The sequence below is a fragment of the Gilliamella sp. wkB108 genome (assembly GCF_001690195.1).
GTDB lineage: Bacteria > Pseudomonadota > Gammaproteobacteria > Enterobacterales > Orbaceae > Gilliamella > Gilliamella apicola_L.
Window position 1 is genome coordinate 1 of the sequence record NZ_LZGM01000034.1, and the last position, 1,658, is coordinate 1,658.

The 1,658-nt window shown below is 32.6% G+C and carries 2 protein-coding genes and 1 pseudogene; all 3 read left to right on the forward strand.

Going from position 1 to position 1,658, the window contains the following annotated elements; translation table 11 throughout:
• Window positions 1-358, forward strand: a pseudogene (locus A9G11_RS14315) (hypothetical protein); the annotation flags it as partial.
• Window positions 359-542: 184 nt separating this feature from the next.
• Window positions 543-1,376 (forward strand): DUF6708 domain-containing protein, encoded by an 834-nt coding sequence (locus A9G11_RS04295; RefSeq protein WP_065618294.1) that lies wholly within the window; start codon window positions 543-545, stop codon window positions 1,374-1,376.
• A 47-nt stretch (window positions 1,377-1,423) separates the two neighbouring features.
• Window positions 1,424-1,658 (forward strand): hypothetical protein (locus tag A9G11_RS04300; RefSeq protein ID WP_141674342.1); only part of this gene is annotated, 235 nt, incomplete at its 3' end.

A 1,658-nucleotide genomic window follows, 5' to 3' on the forward strand; every position in this document is an offset into this window, starting at 1 on the left:
ACCTTGGCTCAGTACGCATCTACCGATGCCTTTACATGGTTTAAGTGGACATATAAAACCGATGATCCATGCTGCAAAAAATGCCCCAACATTCTGGATGTACATTTTATTGATACCGGTATTTTTTATATTATTACCGTTTTACACGATAGGTTACTTTATTTCGGAATGTTTATGCTGGCAACCACGCTGGTCAAAAGTCATTCGTCAAGCTGGTCAAAAAGGGAAAACCGTACCGAAAGAAACCACCTTATCAGACTATCCACCAAGAGTACAACAAGCGATTTTAGATAATCGTATCGAATGGGGCGTGCGAGATGATAAAACCGGAAAATTGATTGATTATGGTAATTCTTAATATGGTAGCAAAAAGGTGAATTTAAAAAGAAAATTATTAAAGCGCAATGTTGACCAAAATGTATGATTGAAGCCTTTAATGCAACATCACAAGAAGAGTTAGCAGAAATCAAACAAAAGTATAATGTTAAACCATAATGAGTAGCTTGGATACTAAGTAAAATAATAAGGAGTAAGGGAAAACCATGCCATCAAAATATCGTCCGCAGATTCTAGGTTGGATTGGTGATTTAGATAAAGGAACTCAATATATAACCGGTGCCGATGATCGCTTACTTTATGCCAATGATAACTATTGTGCTTTTATTCGGAAAATAAAATCAGACCAGATTTTTTATTTATTTATTTCGTTGATATCAATAATTGGTCTTACTTTCTATATATTCTTTTATTTTTACTTTGTTGTTAATTTAGAACCTGGGGTTGATAATGATGAAAAAATTATAGATATTGTATTATTATTGGGAACTATCACTTGTTTTTTTGCTTTGTATCTTATGATTCCTGAATGCTATCAAAATCTATTTACACGCAGAGGTAGTCCAATCATTTTTAACCGTAAAACTGGTAAAGTGTATGTGAATGAAAGTTATTTTTTTAATTTTAAATCTTTACGAAATCCGCTTACCTTTTTACACCCAAACAAAAAGCGAATCAAAGAGTATGATTGGGCATATTTACAAGGGGTAGTGGTACATAATTTTTCCAATTATTCGCTGAATACGACCATATTAATGGTTTGTAAACCCCATACCCATAAAACAATTGACCATATACTGCTTGATCCATTACGCATCGGTGTAGGGAGTTATATGGTCTGGGGTTGGGTGAATAATTTTATGTGTTGTAATGATTTAATCAATTTAAATGCCGGTAAATACAAATCAGAGCAAGAAATCCAATTTAAAAAAGAGATCATCAAAGGTCAAGGTTGGCCAGAATGGATGGTAGAAGCCTTTAATGCAACGTCACAAGAAGAGTTAGCAGAAATCAAACAAAAGTATAATGTTAAACCATAATGAGTAGCTTGGATACTAAGTAAAATAATAAGGAGTAAGGGAAAACCATGCCATCAAAATATCGTCCACAGGTTCTAGGTTGGATTGGTGATTTAGATAAAGGAACTCAATATATAACGGGTGCCGATGATCGCTTACTTTATGCCAATGATAACTATTGTGCTTTTATTCGGAAAATAAAATCAGATCAGATTTTTTATTTATGTATTAGTTTAATTGCATCAATTTTATTAATTTTTATTATACCTGTATCAATATATTTACTTACATGGTTATCATTAG